The 361-nt window shown below is 41.3% G+C and carries 1 pseudogene; it reads left to right on the top strand.

What is annotated here, in order from left to right:
* A pseudogene (locus tag SPADD19_RS11075) lies at nt 1–361 on the top strand (hypothetical protein); the annotation flags it as partial.

Genomic DNA, 361 nt, shown 5'->3' with positions numbered 1-361 from the left:
TAAAACAAATCAGTCTTCTAAAAAGAAAAATACAAAAGAAACTGAATCTAGTTCAGAAGAAACAACACAATCAAGTCAAACAACCACAGCGTCTAATACAACAAGTGGTGACAAAGCTACAGATTCATCTCAAATGGTTCCTGCAGAGCTGGTAGGGACTTGGACAGGTACAACTGAAATCGCAAAAGATGTCCAAATGACAGTGGCTGCGGACGGAACGGTTACTACGACAGCAAACTTTTATCAAGCAGATGTGAACCCAATTCGTACAGCAACGACTAGAGCAAAAGCTGTTCAAGCTTCTGGTAATATCTATTACTGGGAAACAGACGAACCTGGAGCTTTTGATGCCCTTCTTCCC

This window comes from Streptococcus parasanguinis, assembly GCF_001578955.1.
Classification (GTDB): Bacteria; Bacillota; Bacilli; order Lactobacillales; family Streptococcaceae; genus Streptococcus; species Streptococcus parasanguinis_U.
This window is presented reverse-complemented; position numbering and strand designations above follow the sequence as displayed.